The sequence below is a fragment of the Pseudoclavibacter sp. RFBJ3 genome, assembly GCF_002931375.1.
Classification (GTDB): Bacteria; Actinomycetota; Actinomycetes; order Actinomycetales; family Microbacteriaceae; genus Pseudoclavibacter.
Map to the genome: position 1 here is coordinate 194031 of NZ_PSXZ01000004.1, position 25060 is coordinate 219090.

At 67.4% G+C, this 25060-nt stretch carries 25 protein-coding genes; 23 read left to right on the plus strand and 2 right to left on the minus strand.

The window, feature by feature from the left end; translation table 11 throughout:
- Position 1: 1 nt before the first annotated feature.
- Positions 2-937 carry a cysteine synthase A gene (gene cysK / locus C5E07_RS04735; RefSeq protein WP_258063133.1) on the minus strand — a complete coding sequence of 312 codons (936 nt, stop codon included), beginning with the start codon at positions 935-937 and terminating at the stop codon, positions 2-4.
- Between the two features lie 134 nt (positions 938-1071).
- Between cysK and prmC the strand changes: the two genes are divergently transcribed.
- The 16 genes from prmC (at position 1072) to C5E07_RS04815 (ending at position 17408) form a co-directional block, all read left to right on the plus strand.
- On the plus strand, positions 1072-1983 hold the full coding sequence (prmC, locus tag C5E07_RS04740) for a peptide chain release factor N(5)-glutamine methyltransferase (RefSeq protein WP_181057796.1): 912 nt from the start codon (positions 1072-1074) through the stop codon (positions 1981-1983).
- A 6-nt stretch (positions 1984-1989) separates the two neighbouring features.
- A complete protein-coding gene (locus tag C5E07_RS04745) occupies positions 1990-2763 on the plus strand; it encodes an L-threonylcarbamoyladenylate synthase (RefSeq protein ID WP_104298627.1) in 774 nt (257 codons plus the stop codon).
- A gap of 1 nt (position 2764) precedes the next feature.
- Positions 2765-3976, plus strand: coding sequence for an MraY family glycosyltransferase (locus C5E07_RS04750; RefSeq protein ID WP_104298628.1), 1212 nt, complete (start codon positions 2765-2767; stop codon positions 3974-3976).
- On the plus strand, positions 3973-4413 hold the full coding sequence (locus tag C5E07_RS04755) for a hypothetical protein (protein ID WP_104241495.1): 441 nt from the start codon (positions 3973-3975) through the stop codon (positions 4411-4413). The genes C5E07_RS04750 and C5E07_RS04755 overlap by 4 nt, the downstream gene beginning before the upstream one ends.
- 174 nt (positions 4414-4587) lie before the next feature.
- Positions 4588-5415, plus strand: coding sequence for a F0F1 ATP synthase subunit A (gene atpB / locus C5E07_RS04760; protein ID WP_104242099.1), 828 nt, complete (start codon positions 4588-4590; stop codon positions 5413-5415).
- A gap of 58 nt (positions 5416-5473) precedes the next feature.
- The gene (gene atpE / locus C5E07_RS04765) at positions 5474-5704 is read left to right on the plus strand and encodes an ATP synthase F0 subunit C (protein ID WP_104241494.1); all 231 of its coding nucleotides are present in this window, start codon (positions 5474-5476) and stop codon (positions 5702-5704) included.
- 12 nt (positions 5705-5716) lie between these two features.
- The gene (locus C5E07_RS04770; RefSeq protein WP_104241493.1) at positions 5717-6283 is read left to right on the plus strand and encodes a F0F1 ATP synthase subunit B; all 567 of its coding nucleotides are present in this window, start codon (positions 5717-5719) and stop codon (positions 6281-6283) included.
- A complete protein-coding gene (locus C5E07_RS04775) occupies positions 6283-7074 on the plus strand; it encodes a F0F1 ATP synthase subunit delta (protein ID WP_104241492.1) in 792 nt (263 codons plus the stop codon). Before C5E07_RS04770 ends, C5E07_RS04775 begins: the two co-directional genes overlap by 1 nt.
- Positions 7075-7126: 52 nt before the next feature.
- Complete coding sequence (gene atpA / locus C5E07_RS04780; protein WP_104241491.1) at positions 7127-8752, plus strand: F0F1 ATP synthase subunit alpha; 1626 nt, start codon at positions 7127-7129, stop codon at positions 8750-8752.
- Between the two features lie 38 nt (positions 8753-8790).
- The gene (locus C5E07_RS04785) at positions 8791-9693 is read left to right on the plus strand and encodes a F0F1 ATP synthase subunit gamma (protein WP_104241490.1); all 903 of its coding nucleotides are present in this window, start codon (positions 8791-8793) and stop codon (positions 9691-9693) included.
- Positions 9694-9723: 30 nt separating this feature from the next.
- The gene (gene atpD / locus C5E07_RS04790) at positions 9724-11190 is read left to right on the plus strand and encodes a F0F1 ATP synthase subunit beta (protein ID WP_104241489.1); all 1467 of its coding nucleotides are present in this window, start codon (positions 9724-9726) and stop codon (positions 11188-11190) included.
- A 2-nt stretch (positions 11191-11192) separates the two neighbouring features.
- Entirely contained in the window at positions 11193-11471 is a 279-nt protein-coding gene (locus tag C5E07_RS04795) for a F0F1 ATP synthase subunit epsilon (RefSeq protein WP_104241488.1), read from the plus strand.
- Positions 11468-12283, plus strand: a complete 816-nt coding sequence (locus C5E07_RS04800; protein ID WP_104298629.1) for a YaaA family protein — start codon at positions 11468-11470, stop codon at positions 12281-12283. Before C5E07_RS04795 ends, C5E07_RS04800 begins: the two co-directional genes overlap by 4 nt.
- A gap of 171 nt (positions 12284-12454) precedes the next feature.
- The gene (locus C5E07_RS19420; protein WP_181057798.1) at positions 12455-13180 is read left to right on the plus strand and encodes a DUF5684 domain-containing protein; all 726 of its coding nucleotides are present in this window, start codon (positions 12455-12457) and stop codon (positions 13178-13180) included.
- 156 nt (positions 13181-13336) lie between these two features.
- On the plus strand, positions 13337-14440 hold the full coding sequence (locus tag C5E07_RS04810; RefSeq protein ID WP_104298630.1) for a DUF4192 family protein: 1104 nt from the start codon (positions 13337-13339) through the stop codon (positions 14438-14440).
- Between the two features lie 124 nt (positions 14441-14564).
- Positions 14565-17408, plus strand: a complete 2844-nt coding sequence (locus C5E07_RS04815) for an FtsK/SpoIIIE domain-containing protein (RefSeq protein WP_181057800.1) — start codon at positions 14565-14567, stop codon at positions 17406-17408.
- Here C5E07_RS04815 and C5E07_RS04820 read toward each other — a convergent pair.
- Positions 17374-18387 carry an asparaginase gene (locus C5E07_RS04820; RefSeq protein WP_104241484.1) on the minus strand — a complete coding sequence of 338 codons (1014 nt, stop codon included), beginning with the start codon at positions 18385-18387 and terminating at the stop codon, positions 17374-17376. The genes C5E07_RS04815 and C5E07_RS04820 overlap by 35 nt on opposite strands.
- A gap of 111 nt (positions 18388-18498) precedes the next feature.
- On the opposite strand from C5E07_RS04820, the gene C5E07_RS04825 reads away from it, so the two are divergent.
- The 7 genes from C5E07_RS04825 (at position 18499) to C5E07_RS04855 (ending at position 25026) form a co-directional block, all read left to right on the plus strand.
- Positions 18499-19836 (plus strand): RIP metalloprotease, encoded by a 1338-nt coding sequence (locus tag C5E07_RS04825; protein WP_104241483.1) that lies wholly within the window; start codon positions 18499-18501, stop codon positions 19834-19836.
- 123 nt (positions 19837-19959) lie between these two features.
- The gene (locus C5E07_RS04830; RefSeq protein WP_374953188.1) at positions 19960-20964 is read left to right on the plus strand and encodes an AAA family ATPase; all 1005 of its coding nucleotides are present in this window, start codon (positions 19960-19962) and stop codon (positions 20962-20964) included.
- Between the two features lie 2 nt (positions 20965-20966).
- Positions 20967-21863, plus strand: coding sequence for a DUF58 domain-containing protein (locus C5E07_RS04835; RefSeq protein ID WP_104298632.1), 897 nt, complete (start codon positions 20967-20969; stop codon positions 21861-21863).
- Positions 21850-22338 (plus strand): hypothetical protein, encoded by a 489-nt coding sequence (locus C5E07_RS04840; protein WP_104241481.1) that lies wholly within the window; start codon positions 21850-21852, stop codon positions 22336-22338. The genes C5E07_RS04835 and C5E07_RS04840 overlap by 14 nt, the downstream gene beginning before the upstream one ends.
- Positions 22329-23324 (plus strand): VWA domain-containing protein, encoded by a 996-nt coding sequence (locus C5E07_RS04845; protein WP_146080508.1) that lies wholly within the window; start codon positions 22329-22331, stop codon positions 23322-23324. Before C5E07_RS04840 ends, C5E07_RS04845 begins: the two co-directional genes overlap by 10 nt.
- On the plus strand, positions 23321-24307 hold the full coding sequence (locus tag C5E07_RS04850; protein WP_104298633.1) for a VWA domain-containing protein: 987 nt from the start codon (positions 23321-23323) through the stop codon (positions 24305-24307). Before C5E07_RS04845 ends, C5E07_RS04850 begins: the two co-directional genes overlap by 4 nt.
- Positions 24304-25026, plus strand: coding sequence for a tetratricopeptide repeat protein (locus tag C5E07_RS04855; protein WP_146080509.1), 723 nt, complete (start codon positions 24304-24306; stop codon positions 25024-25026). The genes C5E07_RS04850 and C5E07_RS04855 overlap by 4 nt, the downstream gene beginning before the upstream one ends.
- The last annotated feature ends 34 nt before the right edge of the window (positions 25027-25060 follow it).

Consider the following 25060-nt stretch of genomic DNA (forward strand, 5'->3'; position numbering starts at 1 on the left):
GCTAGTCGCGCAGGTCGTCGAAGAGCACCGTCGAGAGGTAGCGCTCGCCGGTGTCGCAGATGATGACGACGATGTTCTTCCCAGCGTTCTCCGGACGCCTTCCGATCTCGAGAGCGGCCCAGAGGTTCGCTCCGCTCGAGATGCCGCTGAAGATGCCCTCGGTCGAGGTCAGTGCGCGGGAGACGCGGATGCTGTCCTCGAGTGTTGCGTCGAGCACCTCGTCGATGACGTCACGGTCGAGCACATCGGGAACGAAGTTCGCGCCGAGGCCCTGGATCTTGTGCGGCCCGGCCTTGCCCTCCGTGAGGAGCGGCGAGTCCTTGGGCTCGACGGCCACGATCTTGACGTCGGGCTTGCGCTCCTTGAGCACCTGCCCGACACCGGAGATGGTGCCGCCCGTGCCGACACCGGCGACGAAGATGTCGACCTCGCCGTCGGTGTCCGCCCAGATCTCCTCCGCCGTCGTCTCGCGGTGGATCTGCACGTTGGCTTCGTTCTCGAACTGTCGGGCTAGGATCGCGCCAGGCGTCTCGGCGACGATCTCCTTGGCGCGTGCGACGGCTCCGCGCATGCCCTCTGGGCCTGGCGTGAGCACGAGCTCCGCGCCGAAGGCCTTCAGGAGCTGGCGGCGCTCGATGGACATGGTCTCGGGCATCGCCAGGATGACGCGGTAGCCACGGGAGGCGCCGAGCATGGCGAGCGCGATACCCGTGTTGCCCGACGTGCCCTCGACGATCGTCCCACCGGGCTGCAGCTCGCCACTCTGCTCAGCTGCGCGGATGATGCCAAGGCCCAGGCGGTCCTTGACGGAGGAGCCAGGACCGAAGAACTCGAGCTTGGCGAGGATGTTCGCGCCGGTGTCGTTGATGCGGCCGAGCTTGACGAGCGGGGTGCGGCCGACGACCTCGGTGATGTCGTTGTAGATCTTTCCAGTCACTTCGTGCCCTTCTGGGATGCTGTGTGAACTTCGTGGGAGTCGCTGGCTGCGTCCGCCCGCGGCAATCGTCCCAATCATCTCCCTCGCGAATGCTGTGGATGACGCCGCGAGTCGATGTGCGGAAGACTCTACCCATGATCTTGCACATGGACGAGCTGCGGAAGCGGGTTCGCGAACAGCTGAAGGCGGCCGGTATCGCGGACGAACGCACCGAGACGGACATCCTCCTCGCAGCGGTGCTGCGCGTTCCCCGCGGCGAGGTGCAGATGCGTTCGCTTCTCGGTCGCGAGGTGTCCGAGGGGGACGCTCAGGCCGTGACGAAGGCGGCGTCGCGTCGTGCGCGTCGCGAACCGCTCCAGCATGTCACCGGACGGGCTCCGTTCATCGACATGGAGCTGGCGGTGGGACCCGGGGCGTTCGTCCCGCGCCCGGAGACGGAATCGCTGGTCACGGCTGCGGTCGAACTCCTCGGCCGCGCAGGGCCGACACCGGCGGGGCTCACGGGCGTCGACGTCGGGTCCGGCACCGGGGCCGTCGCGCTCGGCGTGGCTCGCCTCCACGGAGGCATCAGGATGACGGCGATCGAGCGATCCAGTGCCGCCTGGCCCTGGCTGCGGTCCAACGTCGCGAGCTATGGCGAGGGGGCGGTGGCCACGTTCTTCGGGGACGCCGCCCGCATGTTCGCGGCGCTACCGTCGGGGTCGCTCGACCTCGTGGTCTCCAACCCTCCTTACGTACCGGCGGCGAACCGCCCGGAGAGCAGGGAGGTCTGGCACCACGACCCCGAGGTGGCGCTCTACTCGGGCCGGGACGGCCTCGACTTCATCCGGAAGCTCGCGACCTGGTCTGCCAGTGCCCTCCGACCAGAGGGCGTCCTCGTCGTCGAGCACGAGGACACCCATGGTGCAGAGATTCGCGAGATCTTCGGCAGCGCGGGCTTCCGCAGCGCAGCGACCGCCAGAGACCTCACCGGCCGCGACCGCATCACATCTGCCGTCCGCTCCGCGTCGAACGAGGATGACTCCGGCCGCCCGGCTATCATGTGACGAAGAATGGGACAGATCTACGCCACCACAGACTCACTCGACCTCCTGGCAGCGGTCCGTGCGGCACGCACGGCCATCGCGAGCGGCGAGGTCATCGTCATGCCGACCGACACGGTCTACGGCATAGCCGCAGACGCCTTCTCGGCGCAAGCGGTCCAGCGTCTCCTCGACGCCAAGGGGCGCACCAGGGCGACGCCGCCGCCGGTGCTCGTCGCGAACCACGAGACGCTCGACGCGCTCGCTGAGAACGTGCATCCCCTCGCCCGTCAGCTCTTCGAGCGCTTCGCGCCAGGGCCGTTGACCGTCATCCTGCAGGCCCGCGGATCGCTGCAGTGGGACCTCGGCGACACGAACGGCACCGTCGCCCTGCGCATCCCCGACAGCAGGCTCGCTCGCGAACTCCTGAAGGAGACGGGGCCGCTCGCGGTCTCGAGCGCGAACAAGCACGGTGAGCCGGCGGCCACGACAGCAGAGGAAGCGCTGGCAGCGCTCGGGGATGCCGTTGGAGTCTTCCTCGACGGCGGCCCTGCCGGGGGAGAGGCATCGACGATCGTGGATGCGACGCCGCTCACGCGGGGCGAGCCAGCGCGCATCGTTCGGCAGGGGTCTCTCTCCCGGGCACTCATCGAGGAGGTGCTCGGCGACAAGCTGGCACCGGTCGACGCCGTCGAACCCGCCGGCGACCCGAGCGGGGAGACCGTCGCGCTCAGCTCGCCCGACTCCGAGTCTGCCGAGGAGAGCCGCTCGCGAGCAGAGCCGGCAGCGGGGCACGAGTCCTAGCGTGCGGATCTATCTCGCCCTCGTCGTCGGCACAGCGCTGGTCACGCTCGTGCTCGTCTACGTGGTCTGGCGACTCGCCATGCGCTTCGAGTGGTATCCGCCGGTGCGCGAGCGCGACGTCCACACGACCCCGAAGCCGCGCCTCGGCGGTGTCGCGATGTTCGTCGGCATGCTGCTCGCACTGGCGGCGGCATCCCAGATCCCCTTCTTCTCCCTCGTCTTCGAGCAGCCGGGGCGCATCTGGGCACTCGTCGGGGCCGCATCCCTCATCGTCCTCATCGGGGTCATCGACGACTTCATCGATCTGGACTGGATGACGAAGCTCGCGGGGCAGATCCTCGCAGCCATCCTCCTCGCCTGGCAGGGAGTCGCCATCACATCGCTGCCGATCGGCGGCATCACGGTCGGCTCGCAGTGGATGTCGATCGCCATCACCGTGCTCGCCGTCGTCCTCGTCATGAACGCGGTGAACTTCATCGATGGCCTCGATGGCCTCGTGGCAGGTGTGGCGATCATCGCCAACGGCGTCTTCCTCGTCTACAGCTACGTGCTCAGCGAGTTCGCGGGCCAGACCGGCCGCTTCACGATGGGGGCGCTGCTCTCCGCCATCGTCATCGGCATCTGCCTCGGCTTCCTCGTGCTGAACTGGTACCCCTCCAAGATGTTCATGGGGGACGGGGGTGCGCTCCTCGTCGGCCTCCTCATGGCTGCCAGCGCGGTTGCCGTGACCGGCGAGGTTGACCCGCAGACCATCAGCCGGACGGAGCTCTGGCCGGCCTTCCTGCCCATGATCATCCCGTTCGCCGTTCTGATCGTCCCGCTGCTCGACTTCTCTCTCGCCGTCTTCCGGCGGATGAGGGCGGGCAAGTCTCCCTTCACGGCCGACCGCAAGCATCTCCACCACAGGCTGCTCGACATGGGCCACTCCCAGCGATGGGCGGTCGTCGTGTTCTACTCCTGGACCGCGGTCGTGTCCGTTGGCGCGCTCATGGCATTCGCGGCCGATCTCATCTCGATCCCCATCGGCGTCGTCATCGGCTTCGTCGTCGTCGGCTTCGTCGCCTGCACACTCGCCACCATGGCACCGATCAGCCGACGGAAGGCTCTCGAGCGTCGGGCGCAGAAAGCGCCGGGAGAGAGTCCCCACGACGAGCTGGCTGAAGCAAACGCCTCGCTGCTCAAAGCAGCACCCGAATCCGGAATGGACGCATGAACTCCTCCACGACCCCCACCTCTGTGCCGATCTTCAAGAGCATCCTGAAGTGGTCCGTCGTCGTCGCGATCGCCGTCGCGGTCCTCGGCGGCGCCATCGGCTTCCTCGCGGTCGGCATCAACGGACTCTGGAGCGCGCTCTTCGCCGCTGCCATCACGCTCCTCTTCACCGGCATCACGGTCGTCTCCGTGATCCTCGCCTCGCACCTCGATCAGATCTTCTTCATGGCGACGATCCTCGGCGCCTGGATCCTCAAGTTCATCGTCTTCCTCGGCGCGCTGTTCCTCATCAGGGACCTGCCGATCGTGCACCTCTTCACCCTCTGGTTGTGCCTGGTCGTCGCCGTCATCGCGACCGTGGTCGTCGATGTCGTCTGCGTCGTGCGCGGCCGCATGGGGAACGTCAGCGACGTTCGACTGCCCGGCGACGACAAATAGTAGAAAAGTTCCGCCTGGAGGCCAGAAGTGCACTCCTGCCTGGGGATTTCTTGATAGGCTGATCCAGGTGCGCCGAGAAGGGGTCCTTCCCGTGTGTGCACCCGCCCGAACTCATCGAAGCGCAGCAACGACAGCTGCGCCCCGAGACAGGAGAGTGCTCTGTTCGCCTCAGCCCTGAATCTGCCAGTTTTCATCGCTGCCGCGGAGGACAACAGCATCTTCCACCCGCCGTCGCTTGACCACGAGTTCTTCCTCGAGGCAGTGGCGTTCGCCGGCACGCCGTTCGAACTGAACCGCATCATCCTGGTCCGACTCCTCGCGATCGCCGTCTTGCTGCTGCTCTTCTGGCTTGCCCTCCGCAGCCCGAAGGTCATCCCGGGCAAGGGCCAGTCCCTCGCCGAGATGGCCATCGGCTTCGTCAAGTCGCAGATCGCCGACGGCATCCTCGGCGAGAAGCTCGGCCACAAGTACCTGCCGCTGCTGTCGGCGATGTTCTTCGGCATCTTCGCGATGAACATCACGGGCATCATCCCCGGACTGAACATCGCCGGAACCGCGCTCATCGGCATGCCGCTCGTGCTGGCGGTCGTCTCGTACATCGCCTTCATCTACGCGGGCTTCCGCGAAGCCGGCCCCGGCACGTTCTTCAAGAACGCCCTCTTCCCGAGCGGTGTGCCGTGGCCCATGTACATCCTGCTGACGCCGATCGAGTTCATCAACATCTTCATCGTGCGCCCGGTCTCGCTCGCTCTGCGACTCTTCCTCAACATGATGGTCGGCCACCTGCTGCTCGTCCTCACGTTCAGCGCGACGAACTTCTTCGTCATCACCTACTCGATGCAGGGCCCAGGCGGCCCGCTCGACATGCTGTTCGGCATCCCCACGCTCCTCGGCGGCTTCGTGATGACGCTCGTCGAGATCCTCGCGGCGGTCCTCCAGGCCTTCGTGTTCACGCTCCTCACCGCGGTCTTCATCCAGCAGGCCGCTGCCAAGAGCCACTAAGACCCACCTGACTCACGCGAAGCATCCTGCTTCACCACCCATACGGAAGGAAACCCCTGTGGAAACCACCACGCTCGCCGAGATCTCCGGCAACATCGCTACCGTCGGCTACGGCCTCTCTGCAATCGGCCCCGGCATCGGCATCGGTATCGTCGCCGGCAAGACCGTCGAGGCCATGGCACGTCAGCCCGAGATGGCTGGCCGCCTCCAGGTCACCATGTTCCTCGGTATCGCCTTCACCGAGCTGCTCGCCTTCATCGGCGTCGCAACGTTCTTCATCTTCCAGTAAGCGGGTCCGCACATGAGCACTTTCGCACTGTCGGCGGTTACGTCGACTCTCGCAGCGGAAGAGGGCAACGTCCTCCTTCCCGCTACGTATGACATCGTCTGGTCGGCGGTCGTCTTCGTTGTGCTCGGATTCTTCTTCTGGAAGTTCGCCATCCCGGCGCTCCGCAAGGTTCTCGACGAGCGCGAAGCGCAGATCGAGGGCGGCATCCGCAAGGCGGAGATCGCTCAGGCCGAGGCTGCTGCCAAGCGTGACGAGAACGAGAAGCTTCTCGCTGCGGCACGAACCGAAGCTGCGGAGATCCGCGAGCAGGCTCGAGTCGACGCAGATCAGATCAAGGTCCAGAAGAAGGCCGAGACGCAGGCTGAGCTCGACCGCATGACCGCCTCCGCCAAGGCTCAGATCGAGGCGGAGCGCCAGACGGCGATCGTCTCGCTCCGCGCCGAGGTCGGCACGCTTGCACTCGACCTCGCCTCCGGCGTCGTCGGGGAGAGCCTGCGCGAGGACAACCGCTCGACGGCCTACGTCGACCGGTTCCTGAGCGAGCTCGACAACGACCAGAAGGCAGGAACGCACAGCTGATGGGAAGCGCGACCAGACACGCACTGGCAGCCCTCAAGAACAGCGTCGACGGCTGGGGCCAGGCAGAGCTGCAGGATGCTGAGCAGGTGTTCGCCGCGGTCAACGCTGCGGGTGCCAACCAGCACCTCCTCGTTGCACTGTCGAACCCGGCCGCCGACGTCAGCGCCAGGCGCGAGCTCGCGGTGAGGGTCTTCGGCTCTCACCTGAGCCCGCGCGCGCTGCAGCTCCTTCAGGACGCTGTCAGCCAGACCTGGTCGAGCAACCATGAGTTCGCGCTCGGCCTGCAGGAACTCGCAGTCCGTGCGACGGCGCAGACCGCAGGGGAGCAGTCGGCTATCGCCGCCGAGCTCACCACGGTCGCCGACACGATCAGCGCCAACCCGGAGCTCGAGCTCACCCTCGGCTCTCGTCTCGGCGACTCGGCCGTGAAGGCGAAGCTCATCGAGCGTCTCTTCGCGGGCAAGATCAGCGCGCCAAGCCTGCTGATCCTCCGAGAGCTCGTGGGAAACCCGCTCGGCCGCCGCACTCGTCGCCTCCTCACCTGGGCAGGCGAAGTGGTCGCCGACCAGGCAGGTCGCTCCGTCGCAACGGTCACCGTCGCAAGTCCGCTCGCCCCCGAGCAGCTCGCGAAGCTCGAGGCCGGTCTGACACGTCGATTCAACCGACGCGTCTCCGTCACGACGATCATCGACCCGAAGATCATCGGCGGCCTGCGCGTGCAGCTTGGCGATGACGTGATCGACGACAGCGTCGCCGCTCGACTCAACAACCTCCGCCTGCAGCTCGCCTGAGCCTCACGCACTGAAACTCTCGGGGCGAGGCCCCGGACGACAAGGGAAGAACATGTCAGAACTCACAATCAATCCGGATGAGATCCGCGACGCTCTCCAGCAGTTCGCTTCCTCATACCGTCCGGAAGGCGCCACGGCGACCGAGGTCGGCACCGTGGTTGACGCCTCGGACGGCATTGCGCACGTCGAGGGTCTTCCTGGCGTCATGGCCAACGAGCTCATCACCTTCGCAGACGGAACGCTCGGTCTCGCACAGAACCTCGACGAGAGCAGCATCGGCGTCATCGTCCTCGGCGAGTTCCAGGGCATCGTCGAAGGCATGGAAGTCCGCCGCACCGGCGAAGTCCTCTCCGTCCCCGTCGGCGAGGGCTACCTCGGCCGCGTGGTCGACCCACTCGGCAACGCGATCGACGGACTCGGCGAGATCGCCACGTCCGGACGTCGCGCCCTGGAGCTCCAGGCGCCTGGCGTCATGGACCGCAAGTCGGTTCACGAGCCGCTCGAGACCGGCATCAAGGCCATCGACGCGATGATCCCCGTTGGCCGTGGCCAGCGTCAGCTCATCATCGGCGACCGCCAGACCGGCAAGACGGCGATCGCGATCGACGCGATCATCAACCAGAAGGCCAACTGGGAGTCCGGAGACGTCAACAAGCAGGTTCGCTGCATCTACGTTGCCGTCGGCCAGAAGGGCTCGACCATCGCCTCCGTCAAGGGCGCCCTGGAAGACGCCGGCGCGATGGAGTACACGACGATCGTGGCGTCCCCCGCCTCGGACCCCGCCGGCTTCAAGTACCTCGCCCCGTACACGGGCTCGGCCATCGGCCAGCACTGGATGTACGAGGGCAAGCACGTCCTGATCGTCTTCGATGACCTGTCGAAGCAGGCCGAGGCCTACCGCGCCGTGTCGCTCCTCCTGCGCCGCCCGCCGGGACGCGAGGCCTACCCAGGTGACGTGTTCTACCTGCACTCCCGCCTCCTCGAGCGTTGCGCCAAGCTCTCCGATGCGATGGGTGCCGGCTCCATGACCGGGCTTCCGATCATCGAGACCAAGGCGAACGACGTCTCGGCGTACATCCCGACCAACGTGATCTCGATCACGGACGGCCAGATCTTCCTCCAGTCCGACCTCTTCAACGCGAACCAGCGTCCAGCGGTCGACGTCGGAATCTCGGTCTCGCGAGTCGGTGGCGACGCCCAGCAGAAGCACATCAAGAAGGTCTCGGGAACGCTCAAGCTCGAGCTCGCGCAGTACCGCTCGCAGCAGGCCTTCGCGATGTTCGCGTCGGACCTCGACGCGACGACGCGCCGTCAGCTCGAACGTGGAGCGCGCCTCACGGAGCTCCTCAAGCAGCCGCAGTACTCGCCGTACCCCGTCGAGCAGCAGGTCGTCGCGATCTGGGCTGGAACGAACGGCAAGCTCGATCTCGTGCCGGTCGACGAGATCCTGCGCTTCGAGAACGAGCTCCTCGAGTACCTCGAGCGCAACACCGACGTCCTCGCCCGCCTCCGCGACAGCGGAAAGCTCGAGGACGACACGCTGAAGGCCATGGCCGAAGGCGTCGACGGCTTCTCGAAGACGTACCTCAAGAACGACGGAACTCCGCTCGTCGCTAGCGCCGAACAGGTCGCCGCTGACGAGATCGAGCAGGAGAAGATCGTCAAGAAGCGCCGCTAGGCGCCCTCGACGACTTCGACGACGAGCACAGGAGAAGCATGGGAGCACAACTTCGGGTCTACCGGCAGAAGATCAAGTCTGCCCAGACGATGAAGAAGGTCACCCGCGCCATGGAGCTGATCGCCACTTCGCGCATCACCAAGGCGCGGAAACGCATGGCCGAGTCGAACCCGTACGCGCAGGCGATCACCGAGGCAGTCTCGGCAGTCGCCAGCTACACGGACATCGATCACATCCTCGTCACCGAGCGCGAAGAGGTCCGCCGCGTCGCGGTTGTCGTCTTCACGAGCGACCGAGGCCTCAACGGAGCCTTCTCCTCGAGCGTTCTGCGCGAGGCCGAGGGCCTCACCAACACGCTCGAGGCCGAGGGCAAGGAAGTTGTCCACTACCTCGTCGGGCGCAAGGCGGTCGGCTACTTCGCCTTCCGCAAGCGTGCAAGCGAGAAGCAGTGGACGGGTGCCACCGACCTTCCGGTCTTCCAGACCGCGAAGGAACTGGGCGAAGCCCTCGTCGAACGGTTCACGATTCCGTTCGAAGAGGGTGGCGTGGAGGAGATCCACTACGTCTACAACCGGTTCCAGTCGATGGTCACGCAGACGCCGACCGTCGTCCGGCTCCTGCCGCTCGAGGTCGTCGACAGCGAAGACGTCGCCGAAGCTGACGAGGCCCCGCTGCTCCCGCTGTACGAGTTCGAGCCGGATGCGGAGACCGTGCTTCACGCACTGCTTCCGGACTACATCCAGGCGCGCCTCTTCAACGCCATGCTGCACTCCGCCGCATCCGAGCACGCTGCCCGCCAGCGCGCCATGAGCGCGGCTTCCGACAACGCAGACACCCTGGTGCGCGACTACACCAGGCTCGCGAACAACGCGCGCCAGGCAGAGATCACGCAGCAGATTTCCGAGATCGTGGGCGGCGCGGACGCGCTCGCAACCGCATAACCGCGCGAACACGCAAGAAAAGGACAAGACATGACGACGCACATCGTCTCCGACAGGGAAGACACGACGGCTCCGGCCGGTGTCGGCCGGATCGCCCGTGTCACGGGTCCCGTTGTCGACATCGAGTTCCCGCATGACGCCATCCCCGGCATCTACCACGCCCTCGAGACCGAGGTGAGCCTTGGCGACCAGTCGCTCAAGCTCACGCTCGAGGTCGCACAGCACCTGGGCGACGACCTCGTCCGCGCCATCGCGCTCAAGCCCACCGACGGACTCGTCCGCGGCCAGGAAGTTCGCGACACCGGAGCTCCGATCTCGGTGCCCGTCGGCGACGTCACCAAGGGCAAGGTCTTCAGCGTCACCGGTGAAGTGCTCAACGAGACGATGCTCTCAGAGCCCTACGAGATCACCGAGCGCTGGCCCATCCACCGCGAGCCCCCGGCCTTCGACCAGCTCGAGTCCAAGACCGAGCTCTTCGAGACCGGCATCAAGAGCATCGACCTCCTCACCCCGTACGTCCAGGGTGGAAAGATCGGTCTCTTCGGTGGAGCCGGCGTCGGCAAGACCGTCCTCATCCAGGAGATGATCCAGCGAGTCGCGCAGGACCACGGCGGCGTCTCGGTCTTCGCCGGTGTCGGCGAGCGCACCCGTGAGGGCAACGACCTCATCTACGAGATGGAAGAAGCAGGCGTCTTCGACAAGACCGCGCTTGTGTTCGGCCAGATGGACGAGCCGCCGGGAACGCGACTCCGCGTCGCCCTCTCGGCCCTCACCATGGCTGAGTACTTCCGTGACGTGCAGAAGCAGGACGTGCTCCTCTTCATCGACAACATCTTCCGCTTCACGCAGGCGGGTTCCGAGGTCTCGACGCTGCTCGGCCGCATGCCGTCCGCCGTCGGCTACCAGCCGAACCTCGCCGACGAGATGGGTGTGCTCCAGGAGCGCATCACGTCGACGCGTGGCCACTCGATCACGTCCCTGCAGGCGATCTACGTGCCTGCCGACGACTACACCGACCCGGCTCCCGCGACGACGTTCGCCCACCTCGACGCGACGACGGAGCTCTCGCGAGAGATCGCGTCGAAGGGCCTCTACCCGGCCATCGACCCGCTCACCTCGACGAGCCGCATTCTCGACCCGCGCTACCTGGGCGCCGACCACTACCGGGTCGCGACCGAGGTCAAGCAGATCCTCCAGAAGAACAAGGAACTGCAGGAGATCATCGCGATCCTCGGTGTCGACGAGCTCTCCGAGGAAGACAAGATCACCGTCTCCCGCGCCCGTCGCATCCAGCAGTTCCTCTCGCAGAACACCTACATGGCGAAGAAGTTCACCGGTGTCGAGGGCTCCACTGTTCCCCTCAAGGAGACCATCGAGTCGTTCGACGCCATCGCCAAGGGTGACTTCGACCACGTCGCCGAGCAGGCCTTCTTCAACGTCGGTGGTATCAACGACGTCGAGGAGAAGTGGGCGCAGATGCAGAAGGACAACGCATAGTCATGGCAGGCAAAGGCGAACTGACCGTCAAGGTCGTCGAAGCAACCAAGCTCGTCTGGGAAGGCGGCGCGACCATGGTCGTTGCTCGCACCTCCGAAGGCGAGATCGGAATCCTCTCCGGCCACGAGCCCATGCTCGCGTCCCTGGGGTCCGGCCAGGTTCGCATCACGACCACCGACGGATCGAAGATCGTCGCCAACGCTGAGGGCGGGTTCCTCTCGGTGAACAGCGACGTCGTCACGGTCGTCGCCGGCGAGGCTGAACTCGTCTCCGGGGAGTGACCGAACGTCTCCTGCTGCTGTTGCCGCCGTCCGAAACCAAACGGGACGGCGGCAACGCTGCGTTCGGCGACGATCTGGTGCAGACACCGGAAGCAGGCGGACTGAGCTGGGCCGCGACCTTCTCGAACGTGCGAGAGGCCGCCGCCAGCGAGCTGCAGCAGCTCTCCCACGACGCGGATGCCGCCCGCAGGGTGTTGAAGATCTCGGAGAAGCAGGCCGCGGTGGAGCTGGAACGCAACAGAAGCCTGCGCTCCAGCCCCCGTATGGCGGCGCTGCTGCGCTACACGGGCGTCCTGTACGACGCCCTCGACGTCTCCTCGCTGAGTGACCATCAGCTCGGCTGGGCCGCGCACCACGTCGCCGTTCACTCGGCCCTCTTCGGGCTCGTCGGCGGGGGAGAGGGCATCCCCGCCTACCGTCTGTCCGCAGGGTCGCGCCTCGGAGGGGTCGCCCCAGCGAATCGCTGGGCTCAGGCGACAGCTCGGGCGCTGGCCGAGCACGAGGGGCTCGTGATCGATCTGCGCTCGAAGGCCTACTCAGCGCTCGGACCGGTGGAGTCTGCCGAGCGACACGTCACCATCGACGTCGTCTCCCAGACTCCGGACGGCGAGGTTCGCTCGCTGAACCACTTCAACAAACGCGGCAAGGGCCTCTTCACGCGCGGTCTCATCATGCTCGCCGCCGAGCAGGCGAAACGAGCCGACACGATTCGGGATGCCCACGAACTCGCTGACTTCTGTCGTGATGCCGGCTGGGATCTTGAACCCACCGAGCCCGGATGCGCTCGCCTGATCGTGCCCGAGGGCCTCTGACGGTGACACGCCTCGCTCGCCAAGGCGAGCGGTTGCGGGCCCCGGGGAGGTCTCCCCATCGACAAGGGGCTCGAAACGCCGCTACTTTGTACCAAGTCTGCCTACGCTGACTCGCGTGCACATCGAGCACGCGACGCAGACGTCGACTGAATATCAGAAAGTGACTCCTCCATGGAAATCTTCTCCTACGGCGATCAGACCGCAGCAGGAATCGGCGCGCTAGGAATCCTGCTCTACTTCGTCATTCTCCTCGGCGCCTACGCCCTCTCCTCGTGGCTGATGTCGAAGGTGTTCACGAAGATGGGCATCGAGGCTTGGAAGGCCTGGGTCCCCGTCTACAACCAGTGGACCTTCGTCGAAGCAGCGGGCTTCCCCGGATGGTGGGTGCTCGTCGGTTTCATTCCCGGTGTGAACATCGCCCTGGTGGTGCTGCTCGCCATCGCGGCGTACCGAATCGGACAGGGCTTCGGCAAGGGCGGCGCGTGGGTCGTCCTCTACATCTTCCTGCCCATCGTCTGGTTCGCCATCGTCGGGTTCGACAGCTCCCGCTGGAACCCCGCGCTCATGAACCTCGGCTCGCAGGCCTACGGCCAGCCTCAGGGTGCCGTCGGCTACCCGCAGCAGGGCGCTCCCGTCCAGCAGCCATACGGTCAGGCTCCTGCTCAGCAGGGGTACGGTCAGGCTCCTGCCCAGCAGCCGTATGGGCAGGCTCCGACCCAGCAGGGGTACGGTCAGCCGCCCGCCCAGCAGCCGTATGGTCAGGCTCCGACCCAGCAGGGGTACGGTCAGCCGCCCGCGCAGCAGCCCTACGGTCAGGCCCCGACCCAGCAGCCGCCCCTCGGCCAGAACCCGGGCAACCAGCAGCCGTACGGACAGCAGAACCCGCCCCAGCACTGATACGCACGCAGTCGTCTGAGCGAGCACGCCACGTGGATTCGGTTCCACGTGGCGTGCTCTTGTCACTCCGGTGTCCCCGCGCCTCGACTTGGGACGTTCTCCACAGCCTGATGTCTCGGAGATCGCGGCAGACTGGCGTGCGCCTAGCTTCTGCCTATGGAACGGATTCGACTCAGCACGCCCAAGCAGATCCTCGACGCGGTCCCCAAGCTCCTGGGATACTCGCCCATCGGATCGCTCGTCGCCATCCCGCTCAGCGGCCGACGAGGGGGTGTGGTTCTGCGATTCGACCTGCCCGGTCTGTCGAACTCGCGTGCGGTCAACGCAGCACCGTACGCGAGTGCCGTGATCGGGCACCTGGCATATCTCAGCAACATCGAGCGCGTGGTCTTCGTCTTCAGCCCGAACCTCCCGTTCGGCAGCGGTCCGACGCCGCCGCACTCGGAGCTGGCAGAGGCGCTTGTCGAGTTCGGGGACCGGGCTGGCATCGAGGTCGTCCTCTGCCTCTGCAGAGCGTTGGACGCCTGGGGCGTGTACGGCTGCGATGATCCTGATTGCTGTGATGTCGGGCCGAGGGCGCTCGGCGCTCAGGATGCGTGGCGTGAGGCGGCAGAGCCGGCGATCCACGCCGATATCGCATCAGCCCCCGCCGCACGGAGGAGGGCGTTCGCTGAGGCCGACGAACGGCACGCCCAGGTGCACGAGGGCGAGGACGACTTCTCCGGGATGCGCCAGGGGTGGCTCGCGGCGCTCACGCCCGCGGTCGGCCGTTCCGGACTGAGCGACGCCCAGCTCGCAGGGCTGCTCTGCATGCTGCGCGGGCGTCGGACGTCGGAGCTCCTGCTGACGACGGTCGCCTTCGGTGATCGAGACGAGCTCCTGTCGCTGGCGCCGATCTGGGCCAGCCTGCTGCCGGGGGAGAGCACAGGGCCACAGCTGCCTTCGTTCTCGCGCGAACGAGTTCGCACCGCTGTCGCCTGCCTCCGCGAGCTCGGCGCACTCGTGGACCTCGACGATGAACCGGGTCTGCTCGCTGGGATCGCCTGGCTCGAATGGGCTTCGGGCCGTGCGAGCGCCGGGGCGGCCTTTGCTCGGCGTGCTCTTGGTCGACGCCCTGATGACCGTGTGGCCGCGAGCGTCGTCTGGCTTGTCGAGCGCTGCGTGCTGCCACCATGGCTCTCGGATGTCCATGATTGGCTCACCGAGACCGAGACCGAGACCGAGACCGAAGGCGGGTCTGCGGCCTGGCGTGAGGGCTAGCGGACTGGTCGGCACCACGCCAGCCGACCGATTCGCACCAGCCGACCGATCCGCCCCGGCAGACGGAGTCGTCCACCTGCCCACCATCGTCCCCGGTGAACGCACGGTTGTCTTTCCAGCGCTCATGGCTCTTGCACCGGTTGTCGTCGCGCTTGTCCTCTGGGCGCTGCTGTCCTCGCCCGTGATGCTGGCCTTCGCTTTTCTCGGGCCAGTGATGGCGGTGGCCAGCTATGCGGAGTCGAGACGTCAGTCGCGAGCAGAGCACGGGCGAGCTCAGGCGGTCTTCGAGAGCGAACTCGATGTCTGCGTGCGGGAGGCCCGGGTGCTCGCTCGGCACGACCTCCGAGAACTCCATCGTTCCGCGCCTGGAGCTCGGGCGCTCATCTCGGGTGGATCAGCTGCCCGGGAGTCCCAGCTGAACCTGGGCTTCGGGTGTGTGCGCGCCCGGTTCAAGATCCAGGGAGAGCTCCGCGAGCTGCCCGACGAGGCGCACGCGCGCCTCGAGCCGTTCCTCGTCCTCGAGGACGCTCCCGTCCTAGCCGACAGCGAGAGGGTCAGGCTCACCGGCAACCCGCACCTGATGCTCGCGGTCAGTCGCGCGCTGCTGCTCCAGCGTGCCGCCGGCCGCGTCGCCATCGGCGCCGGCGCGGTTGGGGAGGCATTGAACGGCGAGATCAGAGGGCTCCGAGGGGACTGGCGCCCTGTCCTCGCGGCGGATCACGGCCCCGGGATGCTCCTCGACTTCGGCACCGACTTCGACCCCCGCGCCAGTGCCTCTGGCCCCTCACCGCGTCCGCGCACACCGCGCCGCGAGGTCCGCATCCGGATGCTGAGCCCGACTCGGGCGAGCGTGGAGCTCGCTGACGGTCAGTCTCTGACGGTGCGACCGGAGCTGGTCACCGTCGAGGAGCTGCGCGCCTTCGCCCAGCGAAGAGCGCCGTGCGAGTCCGGCCAGCTCTTCGAGGGCCCCGACGGTGATACCGCCGCCGCAGCCTCGACGCTTCGCCTCCGGAGGGTGCCCCATCACGCATCGCTGGCAGCGCAGATCGGCACCCGCAACGGTGTGGCGTTCCAGGTCGACCTCGTCGCGGCCGGACCCCACGCCGTTGTCGGCGGGACGACCGGGTCCGGCAAGAGCGAGCTGCTGGTCACCTGGGTCCTCGCGATGACGGCCACGAGGTCCACTCGTGACGTGCAGGTGCTCTGCTTCGATTTCAAGGGCGGTGCGACCTTCGACCCGATCGCCGCCCTCCCGCACTGTGTGGGCGTGGTCACGGACCTCGACGACCACGAGGCGCGGCGGGCGGCAACGAGTCTGAGCGCCGAGATCCGCTTCCGTGAGCGGGCTCTCCGTGCTGCCGGTGCGAAGCATGTGGGCGAGCTGCCGAGCCTTGCCAGGCTCGTCGTCGTCGTCGACGAGTACCAGGCGCTCGTCGACGCGGATGCCGAGCTCCAAGCGGTGTTCTCCGACATCTCCGCGCGCGGGAGGAGCCTCGGCGTCCACCTCATCCTCTGCGCGCAGCAGCCAGCGTCCGCGGTCAGGGGCGCGACGCTCGCGAACTGCAGCATCCGCATCAGCCTGCGCGTCATCGCCGAGGCCGACAGCACGGCCGTCATCGGCAGCGGGGCCGCCGCCGACCTCCCCGCATCGACGCCTGGAGTTGCGATCATCGTGGCGGGAGACGGGGCAGCACGGGTGCAGGTGCAGCGATCCTCACCGGACACGATCGCGGCCTGCATCCGAGCCTGCGCAGAGCGCGAGGCGCATCTCGGCGGGACGCTCCCGCGGCCTCCCTGGCTCCCGGCCCTGCCGGCGGAGATCGCCGCCAGCGCACTTGAGGAGCCCAGCACCCTCGATGCGTCCGGCATCCTCGATGAACCCAGCGGACGGGGCCTCGCTTTCGGTATCGCGGACGACACGGAGCTCCGACGTCAGCCGACCGCCGTCTTCTCTCCGGAGCTCGGGGCGATGCTGGTCATCGGCGGGCCGCGCACGGGCAAGACCGGATGCCTTGCGATGCTCGCCGAGACAGCACGGACCGAGCTCGGCGCCGAATCCCCGGCTGTCGTCGTGCTCAGCGTTGATCCCGAGACGGCTTGGGACCAGCTCTGGAGCCCCGAGCTCACGTCTCGCCACGGGCTGCTCCTCGCCGATGACGTCGACCTGTTCCTGTCGCAGGTCGACGAGCCGTATCGCTCCGCCTTCGCCGAGCGATTGACGCTGCTCCTTCGCCGCTCAGCCACCGGGTTCACCGCCGTCGTGTTCACCGCGAGCAGAGCAACGGGTCATGCTTCGGTGCTGGTGGCTGCCGCAGCTCAGACGCTGCGTCTGGTCGGCGGCGATCGCGCCGCCTACGTCATGGCAGGGGGAGAGCCCTCAGATCACCGCAGCCATGCCGGACCGGGGCGAGCGAACTGGCACGGTCTTCCCTGCCAGGTCGCGCGTTCGACTCGACCCCTCCGCGCACTTCGAGGGCACTCCGACCACGCAGGAGACCCTCGAGATGCCCTTGCGCTGTCCGACACGGAGAACCTGCTGGTTGCTGCGCGCCGTATCGAGCCCCTTCGCCGCATCCTCGAGGCACGGGGCTTCGCCTGCACGACTCTCGACGCCTGGCTGGGTGACCGCGCACCTGGCGCCGGACCGATGCAGGCGCCGAATGCGGATGCCGCGAACAGGCGGGCCGTGCTCGGCGTCGTCGACGAGTGGCAGGCGCAGTTCGGGCTGCTGTCGCGACTGGCCGCGGAACATCCGGTCCTGCTCTCAGGTCTGAGCACGGGGGAGCATCGCACGCTGCTGCGGGGTGATCCGCTGCCGCCACCGGTCCTCGATGCCCGGCGGGGCGCCGTCCTCCGAGGTCGCAGCGGTGACATGACCCGCATTCGCTGGACTGACGAAGATATACGCCTGGACGGGCCCAGTGCCCCTCCGGCTAGAGACTCGTCGGGACCGCCGACCCCACCATGATCTCGCCGACGAGCACGCCCCCACCCAGGACCTCGAGGCCGAGGCGCGGCAGCAGCTGCTGCACACGGGTCACATCGGCCGCCCCAGCCGCCACGAGCAGCTGCAGGCCGACGAGCGTGCTGGCGCGGTTTGAGCCGTCGAGCATCTTCATGGCGACTGCCGTGCCGTCGGGGGCGGCCATGACGAGCACACCCTCGGCGCCGGACTTCGCCAGGACGCCCAACTCCGACACGACGATCGAGTTCGGCCGTTCGTGACCCTCGATGAGCCAGCCGTTCGCGAGGACCGAACGCCAGACCGACGCGGCTGCCTTGAACAGCGGGAACGGAGAAGCTGCGCTCGACGTGGCGAGGCGGCTCGCGGCGGACGCCAACCCGACGAGGCTCACGGCGAAGACCGGCGCGCCGCAGCCATCGATCCCCACCGCGCTCGGGCGTTCCCGGGTCATCCGCTCGATCGTGTCCTTGATGGCGAGCTGCAGAGGATGCTCGGCGGCGAGGTAGCCCTCGACCGGCCAGCCCTGCGCCACGCAGGCAGCCAGCATGGCGGCGTGCTTGCCGCTGCACTCCATGTACACGGCCGCCGATGCCTCGCCCGCTCGAACGAGGGCGTCCCTCGAGGCGCGGTCTCTCGGCCAAGAAGCCGGACAGGCGAGCGCGCGGTCGTCGAGGCCCGAAGCATGGAGGATCTCGCGCACGTGCGCGACGTGAGCCGGGGAGCCCGAGTGGCTCCCGCATGCGATCGCCGTCTGCTCATCCGTCAGCTGCGCGCCGAGCGCCAGGGCAGTCTGCGCCTGGAACAGCTTGAGGGTCGATCGAGGGAACACAGGCTGGTGCCCGTCGCCGAGCTCGGCCCGGAGCGTCGCATCCGCATTCGTGACCACCGCGGCTCCGATGTGCCTGGATTCCACGAAGCCTGACCGAGTGACGATGGCGAGTTCGACGGCGGCTTCAGCCGGCAGGGTTGATGCTTGGCTCATGATCGGGCAAGCCTACGGGGTGCGTGGCCCGCATCGAGGGCAGCCCCCGGCCCGGCGACCAAGGCGGATCGACAGCAAGAGGACGGCTCAGCAGGTCTACGCTTGACCTCCGTGGAATCTGTCTTGCTCTTCATCGTCGGCGTGCTGGCCGCAGTCATCGGCCTCGCGGCGTCGATCGCGTTGCACGAAGTGGGCCATCTCGTGCCAGCCAAGCGCTTCGGCGTGCGGGTCACGCAGTACATGATCGGCTTCGGGCCGACGCTGTTCTCCCGTCGACGCGGCGAGACGGAGTATGGAGTCAAGGCGATCCCGCTCGGCGGCTACGTCGCGATGATCGGCATGTACCCGCCAGCGAGGGCCGGCGAGGCCGCACGCACGGGTGGCACCGGGTTCATGTCGAGCATGATCGACGACGCCAGGCTGGCTTCCGCCGAGGGAGTCGAACCCGGGGAGGAGGGGCGCACGTACGCGTCTCTGCCCGTCTGGAAGCGCATCGTCATCATGGTCGGCGGGCCCGCCATGAACTTCGTCATCGCGATCCTCGGGTTCATGATCGTGTGCTCGGGGTTCGGTCTCTACCAGCCGTCGACCACGGTCGGCTCGGTCTACGAGTGCGTCGTCGCCGCCGGTGCGGTGGCGCCGGCCGAGGGCGAGCCCTGCGAGACGCCCGCGCCAGCGTTCGAGGCCGGGCTCATGCCCGGGGACACGATCACGAGCGTCGACGGCGTGCCTGCCGACAGCTGGGACGTGCTGCAGGACGCGATCCGAGTGAGTCCGGGCGCGTCGATCTCGCTGGGCGTCGAGCGAGCCGGCGAGCAGCTGCAGCTCGAGCTCACTCCCCGAGTGAACACCGTCTACGAGCTGGACGAGCTGACGGGCGCGCGCGTCGAAGCCGCGGATGGCTCCTACGTGACCGAGGAGGTCGGGTTCGTCGGCATCACTCCAACGCAGGAGCGCACTCGTCAGTCGCCGCTCTACGCGTTCACGATGGCAGAGGCGAACGTGCGCGCCGTCGGGAACTTCCTCATCACCATGCCGGAGCGCATCGTCGAGATGTGGAACGCCGGATTCGGCGGCGCGGAACGAGACCCGAACGGGCCCATGAGCGTCGTCGGAGTCGGCCGCATCACGGGCGAGGTGGCCGCCGAGACGAGCATCCCGGTCGTGGACAGGGTCGCGACGATCGTGCAGCTGGTCGCATCCGTCAACATCGCGCTCGGCGTCATCAACCTGGTTCCGTTGCCGCCGCTCGACGGCGGTCACGTGCTCGCAGCGCTCATCGACGGGATCCGTCGTCGCCTCGCGAAGCTCTTCGGACGCCCAGACCCCGGCCCCTTCGACACCGCAAAGCTCCTGCCGGTGACCTTGGTCATCGCGGGGTGCCTCATGGCGATGAGCGCGCTGTTCATCTACGTTGACATCGTCAATCCGATCCGGCTGTTCGAGTAGCCTCCGGAGAGCTGAACGCGGGGGCCGGGCGAGATCATTACGCTTTCCCTTGGAAAACACTGAAGTGCACGAGGCGAGATCACAAGAGTCGGCAGGCAGACCCCGCCGCAGGAAGAAGGATCCGTGACGATTGTCGGCGGTCAGCAGCTCAAGCTCAGCCAGCAGGAGCTCCAGGAAGCGGGCAGGTCCATCGGTGCCGTCTCGCGGGCCTTCGCCCACAAGGTCGTGGGCCAGACGCAGCTCCGCGAGACGCTGCTGGTCGGGCTCATGTCTGGCGGACACGTGCTGCTGGAGTCGGTCCCCGGCCTCGCGAAGACGACGGCGGCGCAGACGCTCGCGCAGTCGGTGCGCGGTTCCTTCAGCCGCATCCAGTGCACCCCCGACCTGCTCCCGTCCGACATCGTCGGCACCCAGATCTACGACGCGGCCGAGCACCGCTTCTCGACGCAGCTCGGGCCCGTCCACGCGAACTTCGTGCTCCTCGACGAGATCAATCGCTCGAGCGCCAAGACCCAGTCGGCCATGCTCGAGGCCATGCAGGAACGCCAGACCACCATCGGCGGCACGCTCTACCCGCTGCCAGACCCGTTCCTCGTGATCGCGACGCAGAACCCGATCGAGCAGGAGGGAACCTACGTCCTGCCAGAGGCGCAGCTCGACCGGTTCATGCTCAAGGATGTGCTCGAGTACCCGAATCCCGCCGAGGAGTCCGAGATCCTGAGGCGCATCGCTGAGGGTGTGTTCGAGCACGGCGAGCCCGCCGCTGTCGATCTGCAGGACGTCACTCGCCTGCAGGACCTCACTTCCCGCGTCTACGTCGACAAGGCGATCACCGAGTACATCGTCGGCCTCGTCTACGTCACGCGCCACGCGGGTGAGTACATCGCGCCGGAGCTCGCACGCCTCGTCGAGGTCGGCGCCTCGCCACGCGCTTCGATCAACTTCGCCAAGGGCGCGCGAGCCGTCGCGCTGCTGCAGGGGCGCGACCATGTGGTCCCAGAAGACGTGCGCAGGCTTGCGCACCGCATCCTCCGCCACCGCATCATCCTGGGCTTCGAGGCGGATGCCACGGGTGTGCGCGTCGAGCAGATCATCGACGCCGTGCTCGGGGCTGTCCGCACTCCGTGACCATGGCAAGCGAGCGACCCCTCCTCTCGAAGGTCAAGTCGAAGATGTTCCTGCACGCGCGACGGCGCGTGCTGCACATGCTCGACGGTCAGTACTCGTCGCACTTGTGTGGCCGCAGCATGGACTTCGATGATCTTCGGGAGTACGTCCCGGGTGACGAGATCAAGGACATCGACTGGAAGGCGAGCGCGAGGACCGGTCAGCCGCTCGTGAAGCGCTACGTCGCCGAGCGGCGGCACCGGGTGCTCTTCGCGGTCGATGGCGGGCGCAACATGGCCGCGCTCTCTGCGAGCGGCGAGCCGAAGCGCGAGGTGCTCGTCTCCGCCCTCGGCATCCTCGGCTACCTCGCCATCCGTCACGGCGACGAGGTGGGGCTGGTCACGGGCAGCTCTGCCGGCATCAGGCAGCTGCCGTTCCGCAGCACGTCGTCGGCGCTCGAGCGGATGCTGCACGCGGTCTACGACGGCGTGGGCCTCGGGACGGCCACGAGCGATATGAACGCCATCCTCGAGCGGGTCCGCCTCACGGTTCGTCATCGGGCGCTCCTCGTCGTCATCGCCGACGAGTTCGACTGGGACGACGAGCGAGCGGCCCTCGTCCGTCGCCTTGCTGCGCAGCACGAGATCGTCTGGCTGCAGATCACGGATGCCGAGCCGCACCTCCGAGGGAGGCGCGGTGAGCTGGCCTTCGACGTCGAGGGCAACTGGGCCATGCCGAGTCTCTTCGGCGGCGACCGGCTGCTCGAGCGAGAATTCGAGTACGCGGAGCAGAAGCGCACCATCGAGATGGAGCAGACGTTCGAGGCGAACGCGGTCTCCTACGCCGAGGTCGCGAGCGAGCAGCAGGTCGCTCCGGTTCTCCTGGCTCTCCTGAAAGCGAGGGCGAATGTTCGCCGCTGATGTGCAACCGCCAGAGGGGACCGTCATCCCCGTCATCGACTACGCCCAGTTCTGGCTGGTGCTCGGGTTCCTGATCCTCGCGGCCATCGTCGCCTACTACTTCCTCGTCGTGTACCTGACGCGTCCTCGGCCGCCCAAGGCCGCGCCAGTGCTCCCGCCGGCCAGGCCTCCCGTGCGCGCGCTGCAGCAGGAGTACCTGGAGCGTGTGGACGAGGTGGCTTCGAGGGCGGCAGCGGGGGAACTCACGCCCCGCCGAGCCCACGCCGAGCTGAGCGTGCTGGTCCGCGGCTTCGTCGCAGCTGTCTCGACCGTGCCGGCAGACAAGATGACGCTCACCGACCTCAGGCGCACGGAGCTGCGCGGTGTCTCCCACACCGTCGGCCAGTATTACCCGATGGTCTTCGGGGCGCACGATCCGAGCGGTGCTGAGGCCGGCGTGGCGGCGGCACGGGAGGTGATCGCGACATGGCGGTAGCGATGTGGTGGCTGAGTCTCTCCCTGATCGCCGCCGCGGCGATCGTCGCGGGTCTCGCCTGGTGGAGGATGCGGAGGAAAGGGCAGGCCAACGCGATCCCGGTCGCGAACTCCCGGCGTCTCACGAGGCTCCCCGCCTATCGTCGCGCGGTGGCTCGGTACTCGAGCCTCATGACCGCAGTCGGTGTCGTGCTCGCGATCCTCCTGGCGGTCACGAGCGTCGCAGCGGGCCGCTGGGTCTACCAGCGCGTCGAGTCCCCGGAGAAGTTCAACAGGGACATCGTGCTCTGCCTCGACATCTCGGGCTCGATGGTGGAGTACGACGTCGAGGTCCTCGACCGGTACCTCGAGATGCTCCCCGGCTTCGACGGGGAGCGGATGTCGCTCATGCTGTGGGATGCAACCGCGGTTCAGCTCTTCCCCCTGACCGATGACTATGCCTTCGTCGAGACGCAGCTGCAGCAGGTCCGCGATGAGATGGAGTCCGCCTCGGGCGGGTCCAACGCCGAGTACTCGTTTGCCCAGGGCACGCAGAGTGCGGCCGGCGCGTCGCTCGTGGGAGACGGACTCGCGTCCTGTGCCATGACCTTCGGCGAGTTCGATCCGGCGGCCGATGACGGCAGGTCGCGGTCGATCATCTTCGCGACGGACAACGCCGTCAACGGGGATCCGCTCGTCTCGTTCCCAGAGGCGGCGGAGTACACCGAGGCGCGTGGCATCACGATCTATGCGCTCGACGCGAACCAGTTCGAGGACGCGTTCGCTGACCAGTTCCGGACGACGGTCCTGCAGGCGGACGGGAGCTATTTCAAGCTCACCGATCCTGCGAGCGTGTCCGGCATCGTCGACCAGATCACGAGCGAGCAGACCTCGCTCATGGTCGGTCAGCCCCAGCTGCTCATCACCGACCGGCCGAATGTGTGGCTCATGCTCATGCTGGTGTTCGCGTCCATCTACGTCGTGCTCGCCTGGAGGCTCCGACTATGACCTGGAATCCGATCCTCCCCGCGTTTGTCCTGGTCCTGCTCGGTATGGCGCTGCTCGGCTTCTGCGTCTTCGCGCTCGTCCGGGCGGCAGACCGACGTCGGCGAATCAACTGGGCGCTCCGGCTCGCTGCGTGCGCGCTCGTCGTGCTCGCGGCGTTCCGTCCGGGCATCGGGGGCGCCTCGGCGCCGAACCTCGAGAGCGACGTGGACGTGCTGTTCGTCGTCGACACGACGGCGAGCATGGTCGCTGAGGACTGGGACGGCGCGCCGAGGCTCGACGGGGCGAAGGCGGACATCTCGGCACTCGCGGCGGCTCACGAGGGCGCGCGCTTCGGGGTGGTCACCTTCGACGCCGCCGCCGTGCAGCGACTGCCGTTCACCGCGGATACGACGGCGCTCGACTCGCTTGTGCAGACGCTTCGTCCTGAGGTGACGCAGTACTCGCGTGGCAGCTCCATCTCGATCGCGGAGCCGCTGGTCGAGGACGTCCTCAAGGCCGCGGCTGAGGCTGAACCCGAGCGGGCACGCATCGTCTACTACCTGGGCGACGGCGAGCAGACCGCCGACACCGAGCCGGAGTCCTTCCGAGGGCTTGCCGGGTATCTCGCCGGGGGCGCGGTCCTCGGCTACGGGACGGAGGCGGGTGGTCCGATGAAGGAGACCGCAGGCACGCTGGACACCGGCGAGCCGAGCTACATCGTGGATGCGCAGGGCCAGCAGGCGCTCTCGGTCATCGACCCGGCAGCTCTGCAGACCATCGCCGACGATCTCGTGGTGCCGCTCGAGATCCGCGAACCGGGTACCGAGGTCGTGGCCGCCGATATCGACAGCAGCCGGGTGACGCAGACGGGCGGGAGCGCGGAGACGGCGTTCGAGGTCTACTGGATGCTCGCGGCAGCGGCGTTCCTCCTGCTGCTTCGGGACGTCTGGGAGTCCATTCGCCACTTCATCGAACTGAGCAGGGCAAGGGGAGGTTCCGCATGAGTCGACGCACCAGGACACCGCGATCTGCGGTTCCGGACGCGGCCAGAGCCGTGAAGCGCCGTCGACGCTTCATCGTGTTCAGCATCCCGTTCGCGCTCCTCGCGGCCGCGTTCGCGACGAAGCTCATCAGCATGTCGGTGATCGCTGATCGGACGGTATCCCTCTACTCGGAGGGCGACTACGAGGGCAGCATGAACTCGGCGCAGCAGCAGAAGTTCGTCAACATCCTCGAGGGCTGGAAGGCCCCATACAACACGGGCACCTCGATGCTGCAACTGGGGCTGCTCGATGAGGCTCGGAGCGAGCTCGAGACAGCGCTCCCGATGGCCGAGCCGCCTCAGCAGTGCCCGATCCGCGCCAACCTCGCGATCACGATCGAACGCCTGGGCGACGCGCGGCTTGCGGCAGACGACAAGGCCGGCGCCGTCGCCCTCTGGCAGGAGGCGCTTGCCGTCGTGGATGCGCGTGACCCGAGCTGCGCCTCCACCGAGTTCGAGCCTCCGACGACCGAGTCGACCGAGCGCATCCAGCAGAAGCTGCAGGAGCAGTCCGAGGCGCAGGAGCCGAACGAGGGGGAGGAGCCCCCGGAGTCGACGCAGTCGCCCGAGATGACCGAGCTCGAGGAGAAGCTGGAGCAGAACCAGCAGGATCGGCAGGATGAGCTCGACCAGGAGCGTGGCGAGACCGAAGGCGACTCGTCGTACGACAAGCCGTGGTGAGGCATGGCCGCGCCGCTTTCGGCGTGGCCATGGC

Coding starts and splice junctions, on each gene's coding strand:
- prmC (WP_181057796.1), top strand. CDS start 1,072: ATGATCTTGCACATGGACGAGCTGCGGAAGCGGGTTCGCGAACAGCTG.
- C5E07_RS04745 (WP_104298627.1), top strand. CDS start 1,990: ATGGGACAGATCTACGCCACCACAGACTCACTCGACCTCCTGGCAGCG.
- C5E07_RS04755 (WP_104241495.1), top strand. CDS start 3,973: ATGAACTCCTCCACGACCCCCACCTCTGTGCCGATCTTCAAGAGCATC.
- C5E07_RS04770 (WP_104241493.1), top strand. CDS start 5,717: ATGAGCACTTTCGCACTGTCGGCGGTTACGTCGACTCTCGCAGCGGAA.
- C5E07_RS04775 (WP_104241492.1), top strand. CDS start 6,283: ATGGGAAGCGCGACCAGACACGCACTGGCAGCCCTCAAGAACAGCGTC.
- atpA (WP_104241491.1), top strand. CDS start 7,127: ATGTCAGAACTCACAATCAATCCGGATGAGATCCGCGACGCTCTCCAG.
- C5E07_RS04785 (WP_104241490.1), top strand. CDS start 8,791: ATGGGAGCACAACTTCGGGTCTACCGGCAGAAGATCAAGTCTGCCCAG.
- atpD (WP_104241489.1), top strand. CDS start 9,724: ATGACGACGCACATCGTCTCCGACAGGGAAGACACGACGGCTCCGGCC.
- C5E07_RS04795 (WP_104241488.1), top strand. CDS start 11,193: ATGGCAGGCAAAGGCGAACTGACCGTCAAGGTCGTCGAAGCAACCAAG.
- C5E07_RS19420 (WP_181057798.1), top strand. CDS start 12,455: ATGGAAATCTTCTCCTACGGCGATCAGACCGCAGCAGGAATCGGCGCG.
- C5E07_RS04810 (WP_104298630.1), top strand. CDS start 13,337: ATGGAACGGATTCGACTCAGCACGCCCAAGCAGATCCTCGACGCGGTC.
- C5E07_RS04815 (WP_181057800.1), top strand. CDS start 14,565: ATGGCTCTTGCACCGGTTGTCGTCGCGCTTGTCCTCTGGGCGCTGCTG.
- C5E07_RS04820 (WP_104241484.1), bottom strand. CDS start 18,387: ATGAGCCAAGCATCAACCCTGCCGGCTGAAGCCGCCGTCGAACTCGCC.
- C5E07_RS04835 (WP_104298632.1), top strand. CDS start 20,967: ATGGCAAGCGAGCGACCCCTCCTCTCGAAGGTCAAGTCGAAGATGTTC.
- C5E07_RS04840 (WP_104241481.1), top strand. CDS start 21,850: ATGTTCGCCGCTGATGTGCAACCGCCAGAGGGGACCGTCATCCCCGTC.
- C5E07_RS04845 (WP_146080508.1), top strand. CDS start 22,329: ATGGCGGTAGCGATGTGGTGGCTGAGTCTCTCCCTGATCGCCGCCGCG.
- C5E07_RS04850 (WP_104298633.1), top strand. CDS start 23,321: ATGACCTGGAATCCGATCCTCCCCGCGTTTGTCCTGGTCCTGCTCGGT.
- C5E07_RS04855 (WP_146080509.1), top strand. CDS start 24,304: ATGAGTCGACGCACCAGGACACCGCGATCTGCGGTTCCGGACGCGGCC.